Origin of the sequence: Sphingomonas sp. 66-10 (assembly GCF_001897045.1) — a bacterium.
GTDB lineage: Bacteria > Pseudomonadota > Alphaproteobacteria > Sphingomonadales > Sphingomonadaceae > Sphingomonas > Sphingomonas lycopersici.
Window position 1 is genome coordinate 1 of record NZ_MKRR01000020.1, and the last position, 6,815, is coordinate 6,815.

At 67.9% G+C, this 6,815-nt stretch carries 7 protein-coding genes and 1 pseudogene; 2 read left to right on the plus strand and 6 right to left on the minus strand.

Annotated elements, in window-relative coordinates:
* The 3 genes from BGN95_RS02430 to BGN95_RS02440 all read right to left on the minus strand — a co-directional run.
* Positions 1-1,004, minus strand: a 1,004-nt coding sequence (locus BGN95_RS02430; protein WP_286771516.1) for a pilus assembly protein N-terminal domain-containing protein, incomplete at its 3' end; no start/stop codon positions are given.
* Between the two features lies 1 nt (position 1,005).
* The gene (cpaB, locus tag BGN95_RS02435; protein WP_179512182.1) at positions 1,006-2,016 is read right to left on the minus strand and encodes a Flp pilus assembly protein CpaB; all 1,011 of its coding nucleotides are present in this window, start codon (positions 2,014-2,016) and stop codon (positions 1,006-1,008) included.
* Between the two features lie 53 nt (positions 2,017-2,069).
* A complete protein-coding gene (locus tag BGN95_RS02440; protein WP_179512181.1) occupies positions 2,070-2,543 on the minus strand; it encodes an A24 family peptidase in 474 nt (157 codons plus the stop codon).
* Between the two features lie 49 nt (positions 2,544-2,592).
* Here BGN95_RS02440 and BGN95_RS02445 point away from each other — a divergent pair, with 49 nt between their 5' ends.
* Positions 2,593-3,525, plus strand: a complete 933-nt coding sequence (locus BGN95_RS02445; protein ID WP_179512180.1) for an alpha/beta fold hydrolase — start codon at positions 2,593-2,595, stop codon at positions 3,523-3,525.
* Complete coding sequence (locus tag BGN95_RS02450; RefSeq protein WP_265271531.1) at positions 3,522-4,598, plus strand: NAD(P)/FAD-dependent oxidoreductase; 1,077 nt, start codon at positions 3,522-3,524, stop codon at positions 4,596-4,598. The genes BGN95_RS02445 and BGN95_RS02450 overlap by 4 nt, the downstream gene beginning before the upstream one ends.
* A 179-nt stretch (positions 4,599-4,777) precedes the next feature.
* Here BGN95_RS02450 and rnhA read toward each other — a convergent pair whose 3' ends face one another.
* The 3 genes and pseudogenes from rnhA to ispH form a co-directional block, all read right to left on the minus strand.
* Positions 4,778-5,236, minus strand: a complete 459-nt coding sequence (rnhA, locus tag BGN95_RS02455) for a ribonuclease HI (RefSeq protein ID WP_179512178.1) — start codon at positions 5,234-5,236, stop codon at positions 4,778-4,780.
* On the minus strand, positions 5,233-6,192 hold the full coding sequence (thrB, locus tag BGN95_RS02460) for a homoserine kinase (protein ID WP_179512177.1): 960 nt from the start codon (positions 6,190-6,192) through the stop codon (positions 5,233-5,235). Before thrB ends, rnhA begins: the two co-directional genes overlap by 4 nt.
* A gap of 158 nt (positions 6,193-6,350) precedes the next feature.
* Positions 6,351-6,815: pseudogene (gene ispH / locus BGN95_RS02465) on the minus strand (4-hydroxy-3-methylbut-2-enyl diphosphate reductase); the annotation flags it as partial.

The window sequence follows — 6,815 nt, forward strand, 5'->3', positions numbered from 1 at the left end:
TATTCGATCGACACCGCGCCCAGCCCCTGCGCGATCGGGATCGGGATCTCGCCGCCGGCGAGGAAGGTGCCGGTCTCGCCCGACAGAGCGGTCAAATTCGGGTTGGCGAGGCTGGTCACCTGCCCGATCCGTTCGCCGAGATCGAGCGCCTGAAGCACATCGAGGCCAAACAGCTTGCCCGCGAATCCCAGGGTCGTACGGTCGCTGCCCTGCTTGACGGTGGTTTGCGTGCCGGTGATGAACTGTTTGGTGGCCGGATTGAACGGCAGCGACAGCGTCCCCGTCGGCAGGCCGTAGAGCGCCGATGCGTCGGCCATCGGCAGGCCGGTGGTGTTATTGTTGGAAATGGTGCCGAAATTCGGACGCCCGGATGCGATGCCGAAGTTGAAGCCGGACGTCATATCGCGCGTCATGATGTTCGAGCCGATGTTCTTGACGAAGCTGCGGCTCACCTCGGCGAAGCGCACCTGCAGGTTGACCTGCAGCGGGGTCGCGGTGCGCAACCGGCTGACCACCTTGGTCCCTTCGCCGACGAAAGCGGTGACAAGCCGTTCGGCTTCGGCGCCGTCGTCGGGCTGCGCGACCGTGCCGGTGAGCAGCACGACCCCGTTCATCGTCGTCGCGGTGATCGCCGCCTCGGGCATCGCGAGCTTGAGCATCTGCCCGAGCGAATCGAAATTGTTGCCGACGCGGACCGTGGCCGCATAGACTACCTGTCCGCCGCGCGAGGTCGCCGAAACGGTCGTCTCGCCCGGCTTCTTGCCGAAGATATAGAGCTGGGTCGGCGAGCGGACCTGCACGTCGGCGATGTCCGAATTGGCGACGAACAAGTCGGTCATCGGCCGCGCCAGCGTGATCAACCGGCCGCGGCTGGTGGCGAGCTGCACCACCGCCGTGCCGGTCATGCCGGGCTGGGCCGGGGCGGCGGCCGGCGTCGCGGCGACCGCGACGGCGGTCAGCGCGACCGCGATCGGCAGGCCGATCGGCTTCGAACGAATACGCATGTCAGTTCTTCCCCCCCACCGGAACGGCGGTCACAGCAGTCCCCCGGGCAACACGGACGATCGGGCCGATCGGCGGCGCGGCACCGGCGGCGCCCCCCGCCGCGCTGTTATCCTGCGCCTTGCCCGGCACGGTGCTGCGCTGGAACCGCGAGACGTCAGCGCCGACCGAATAGGTCGAATCGCCCGTCTGCGGCAGGCTGGCGAATTGCGTCATCAACGCCTTTTCGGCCTTGGGATCGCCATTGGTCGGCAGCTTCACCGCGCCCGAGGCGATCGCGCGATCGAATTCCCCCTGATTGTCGGCGATCGAACGCAGCGAGAGCGACAGCGTGCCGAGCGTCTGCGCCACCGCAATCTCCTCCGCGATCTTGGGAGTTGCCTCGATCGTGACGGTGGAGAAGGTGTGAACGATCGTATTGCCCTTTTCGTCCTTCTCGTCCGAGGTGCGCTGATCGGTGGCGAGCACGCGCAGGTTGCGCATGATCGTCTCGGACGCCTTGAGCGGCGGGCCTTCGCCGCCGCCGGCGACCGACTGGGTCAGCAGCAGATCGACGCGGTCGCCGGGAAAGATAAAGCCGGCGACCGACGATTGCGTCGAAACCGGCACCGTCACCGCGCGCATCCCCGGGCCGAGCGCGGCGGCGAGGAAGCCGCGGTCACCCGGCTTGACCAGCGCGCCTTGCGTGATCGGCTGTCCGGCGGTCATCGCGGTGCGCACCACCGTGCCGACGACATTCTTCATGTCGAAGCCGGCGCCCTCCTGGAAATAGGCGCCCTCGACCAGCTCCTTCGGCCACGGCTGAAACTTCACCGACGCCGGATCGATGATCGTTCCGACCGGCAGCGCACGCGTCGCGACCAGCACCTTGGGCCCCTCCGCCGGGGGCGCGACGGCGGCCACCGCCTGCGCTTGCGGCGCGGCGTTTCCTGCGATCAGGGTTCGCGCGAAGAATGCCGTAACAGCCGCGACGAACAGCGCCCCGACCAGCAATACGACCTTGCGAGTATCCATGACAAAACGTGCCTTTCAAGCGTCCGCCCGGCCGGATTTCGCGCCGGCTATGATTACGCAAACTGGTTAAGAAGGGGTTCGCGAAGCGCGGCGAGGCCGGCTATCGCGATCGCAACACCGTAGGGAATCTCCAGAGTCCGCTGGCTTTTCCGAAAATGGTGGTCGGCCAGCATCACCAGCGTCAGCACCCCGCCGGCCAGCGACATGAGGACGAGCATCTGCAGCACCGCGATCGGCTGCAGCCACAAGGCGAGCGCGCCGATCAGCTTGACGTCGCCGCCGCCCATCTGCCCGAAGTGAAACGCGACGCAGAATAATGCGAACACCGCCAGCGCCACGCCGATGCGCAGCGCGACGCCGGGCCACAGCGGCAGCCCGATCGCCAGCCACCACAAGGGCGCGAGCAACGCGATCGCGGCATTCTTCCAATTAGCGATCTCACGCGTGCGCACGTCCTCGATTCCCGCCGACAACAGCAGAAGCAGAAGCGCCACAGGCAGCGCGCCGGAAAGAAGAACCCACCCCATTGATGCAACTGACTAGACGGAATGGCTTTCCAAACCGTAACCATCCCCGATGACCATCGCAGCGCCCCTCCGCCGCGCGATTCCGGCCGGCGCGACGATCACCCAATGGTCGGCGCCCGACGGCTGGACGATCCGCCGTTTCGACTGGCCGGCGGAAGGCACCCCGCGCGGCGCGATCCTGTTTCAGGGCGGGCGCGGCGACGTGTTCGAGAAATATTTCGAAGCCTTCGGGCATTGGCACGCCGCGGGGTGGACGATCGCGTCGTTCGACTGGCGCGGGCAGGGCGGATCGGGGCGGCTGTCGCCCGATCCGCATGTCGGCCATGTGGACGATTTCGCACCGTGGATCGCCGATATCGCGGCTTTCTGGCACGCCTGGGATGCGCCCGGCCCGCGAGTCGTGATGGGGCATTCGATGGGGGGCTATCTCGTGCTCCGTGCGCTGCTCGATCGCGCGGTGACCCCGGCGGCGGCGGTGCTTGTCGCGCCGATGCTCGGGCTGCGCGCGCCGGTCGGGCCGTGGCTCGGCGCGACGGTCGCCCGGCTGATGACCCACATCGGCAACCCCGCGCGCGCGGCGTGGAAGGGCCATGAGCGTCCCGGCGCGCGACTCGAACGCCGCGCGCTGCTGACGCATGACGCGTCGCGCTACGACGACGAGCAATATTGGTATCGCGAAAAGCCCGAGATCCAGCTCGGCCCGCCGAGCTGGGCGTGGCTCGCGCACGCCTTCGCCGGGACGCGCGCGCTCCAGGCGGACCGGCGGATCGAATCGCTCGCGGTGCCGATCATGCTGCTGGTGGCGGAGGCCGATGCGCTGGTCGATCCGGCGGCGGCGCTGCGCGTCGCCGATCGGCTGCCCGATGCGACGGTCGTCCGCTTCGGCGCGGAGGCCGCGCATGAATTGTTGCGCGAGGCGGATCCGGTGCGCGATCGCGCGCTTGCGGCGATCGACCAATTCCTCGAAACGCGCGCGCGATGACCTACGATATCGCGATCGTCGGCGCGGGCATTGCCGGCGCCACCCTTGCTGCCGCGATCGGCGACCGCGCCCGCGTGGTGATGCTCGAGGCGGAGGATATCGCGGGTTATCACGCCACCGGGCGCTCGGCGGCTTTCTGGTCCGAAACCTATGGCGGGCCGGGCGTCCAGCCGCTCACCACTTTATCGGGGCCGGCGCTGCAGGCGGGCGGGTTCCTCGATCCGCTTGGGTCGCTGCATATCGGGCAGGCGGAGGATGCGGCGCGCGCCGAGGCGTTTCTCGCCGCGTTCGAGGAATCCGGGGTGACGCTCGAACGCGTCGACCCCGCGGCCTATATTCCCGGGCTGCGCCCCGGCTGGACGATCGGAATATGGGAGCCGAGCTGCACCTATATCGACGTCGCCGCGCTCCACGCCGATGCACTGGCGCGCGCGCGCAAGGCGGGGGCGGAGCTCGCATTGCGCAGCGCGGTGACCAGCGCGGCGCGCGTCGACGGCCGCTGGCGGATCGAGACCGACTCGGGCCGCTATGAGGCGACGGTGCTGGTCAACGCCGCCGGGGCGTGGGTCGATCTGGTGGCGCGGCAGGCGGGGGCGGCGCCGATCGGCATCCAGCCCTATCGCCGGACGCTGGCGCAACTGCGCGTCGATCCGCCGGTGGCGGCGGGGGTCCCGCATGTCGTCCATCTCGGCGGCGCTTTCTATTTCAAGCCCGAAGCGGGCGGGCGGTTGTGGCTTTCGCCGCACGACGAGACCCCGGTCGCGCCGGGCGATGTCCAGCCCGAGGAACTCGACGTCGCGATCGCGATCGACCGGATGGAGCAGGCGGTCGACTGGCGGGTGATGCAGGTCGAGCGCAAATGGGCCGGGCTGCGCAGCTTCACGCCGGATCGGTTGCCGGTCTACGGCTTCGCGCCCGATAGGCCGGGGTTCTTCTGGTTCGCGGGGCAGGGCGGGTTCGGCATCCAGACCGCGCCTGCCGCCGCGGCGATCGGCGCGGCGCTGCTGCTGGGCGAGGCACCGCCGTCGGGGATCGACATCGCGATGTATCTGCCCGATCGGTTTGCCGAATAAGGGAAGGCGCGCGCAAATAAAGCCGTTCGCCCTGAGCTTGTGAGGGCGCCCATGAAAGTAATACTTTCATGGGACCCGCCGGAGGGCTGCTTTCTTCTTCGCGAGGAAGAAAAGTGCAGGGCTTCGACAAGCTCAGCCCGAACGGGGAGGGGTGATTGCGGCGCAATCGGCCTGGCTAATTAAACCCGCCCGGCTCGCCCCGCCGCGATCGCGGCATCGCTTGCCAATTTATCGGCACGCTCGTTTTCCGGGTGGCCGGCGTGGCCCTTCACCCATTGCCATTCGATCCGGTGACGCTTCGCCGCGGCGAGCAATGCCTGCCACAATTCGGCATTCTTGACCGGCTTCTTGTCCGCGGTCTTCCAGCCGTTGCGCTGCCAGCCGTGGATCCATTTGGTCAGCCCGTCCATCACATAGCGGCTGTCGGTATACAGTCGGACGCGGCACGGCCGGCTCAGCGCGTTGAGCGCCTCGATCGCCGCGGTCAGTTCCATGCGATTGTTGGTGGTGGAAGGATCGCCCCCCGACAATTCCTTCTCATGCACCCCCATGCGCAGCACGACCCCCCAGCCGCCGGGGCCGGGATTGCCCTTGCACGCACCGTCGGTGAACGCCTCGACCTCGGACAATTCGTTCATGCGACGCGCATCGCCAGCGCGGGATGATAATGGCCGAGGCGGCGCATATAGGCGAGCGGGTCCTTGCGCATCACGAGCGCATCGGGCGGCGTATTGAGCCAGTCCCACGCGCGCGACAGCGCGAAGCGGATGCACGCGCCGCTGGCGAGCGTGGCGAACAGGCCGCGCTCCTCGGCGCTCAGCGGGAAATGCCGCTCATAGCCGCGGATCAGCGCCTCGCCGACCGCGGCGTCGTAATTCCGCCCGGCGCCGTCGAACGCCCAGGCGCCGTGCATCACCGCCAGATCGTAGACTCGGATATCGGTGCAGGCGAAATAGAAGTCGATCAGGCTGGTCACCGTGTCGCCGAGCATCAGCACATTGTCGGGGAACAGATCGGCGTGGATCGCAACGCGGTCGAGCGTGTCGCGCGGCCAGCGCGCCTCGACATGATCGAGCGCGGCGGCGAGATCGTCGTACAGCCCCGGCGCGATCTGATCGAGGCTGCGCCCGCAGCGATCGAGCAGCGGGCGCCATGTGTCGACCCCCATCGAATTTTCGCGGGTCGGCGCGAAATCGGCGACCGCGCGGTGCATCTCGCCCATCGCACTGCCCGCGGCGAGCGCCTGCGCCGGGGTGGGGTGCGACAGCGAGACGCCGGGCATGAAGCGGATCAGGCACGCCGGGCGCCCCTCCAGCTCCTGAATCTCGATGCCGTCGCGATCCTTGATCGCAGGCGGCACCGGCAGGCCCTTGGCGTCGAGATGATCGAGCAACGCCATGAAGAACGGCAGGTCCGCCGCCGCGACACGCTTTTCGTAGAGCGTCAGGATGAAGCGATCGCGCGTCGTCTCGACGAGGAAGTTCGAATTCTCGACCCCCTCGGCGATCCCCTTGGCCGAGACGAGTTCGCCCACGTCATAGCGCGTCAGAAACGCTGCCAGCACCTCAGCCGACACCTGCGTATAGACCGCCATTCTAACCCCTTGATTATATTTGCGGTGCTGGCCCGCTACCCACCCGCCGTCATGCCGGGCTCGACCCGGCACCCAGAGCCACAAAGGCTTTCGCTCGTTGCTCTGGATGCCGGATCAAGTCCGGCATGACGATGGAAAAGGCAAGATTGAAAACCGCCTCAGGCGACGGCTTCGAGCCCGCGCGGCAGCTTGAACGCGATCGATTCGCGCGTCGTTTCCACTTCGCGTTCGTTGATCGCGTAGCGGGTGGCGAGCAGGTCGATCAGCTCGCGCACCAGCAATTCGGGCGCCGATGCTCCCGCGGTCAGCCCGAGCGTGCGCACCCCGTCGAGGAACGACCAGTCGAGCTCGGCGGCGCGCTGGATCAGCCGCGCGCGCGTACCCTCGCGCTCGGCGACCTCCACCAGCCGCAGCGAGTTGGAGGAATTGGGCGCACCGATCACCAGCATCGCGTCGCACGAGGCGGCGATCGCCTTGACCGCGCTCTGCCGGTTCGAGGTGGCGTAGCAAATATCCTCGCCGCGCGGCCCCTGGATCGTCGGGAAGCGCCGCTGGAGCGCATCCACCACCTCCGAGGTATCGTCGACCGACAATGTGGTCTGGGTGAGGAAGGCGAGATTGTC

Excerpts from the sequence above, each read along its gene's own strand:
- cpaB (WP_179512182.1), bottom strand. The coding sequence starts at position 2,016 with ATGGATACTCGCAAGGTCGTATTGCTGGTCGGGGCGCTGTTCGTCGCG.
- BGN95_RS02440 (WP_179512181.1), bottom strand. The coding sequence starts at position 2,543 with ATGGGGTGGGTTCTTCTTTCCGGCGCGCTGCCTGTGGCGCTTCTGCTT.
- BGN95_RS02445 (WP_179512180.1), top strand. The coding sequence starts at position 2,593 with ATGACCATCGCAGCGCCCCTCCGCCGCGCGATTCCGGCCGGCGCGACG.
- BGN95_RS02450 (WP_265271531.1), top strand. The coding sequence starts at position 3,522 with ATGACCTACGATATCGCGATCGTCGGCGCGGGCATTGCCGGCGCCACC.
- rnhA (WP_179512178.1), bottom strand. The coding sequence starts at position 5,236 with ATGAACGAATTGTCCGAGGTCGAGGCGTTCACCGACGGTGCGTGCAAG.
- thrB (WP_179512177.1), bottom strand. The coding sequence starts at position 6,192 with ATGGCGGTCTATACGCAGGTGTCGGCTGAGGTGCTGGCAGCGTTTCTG.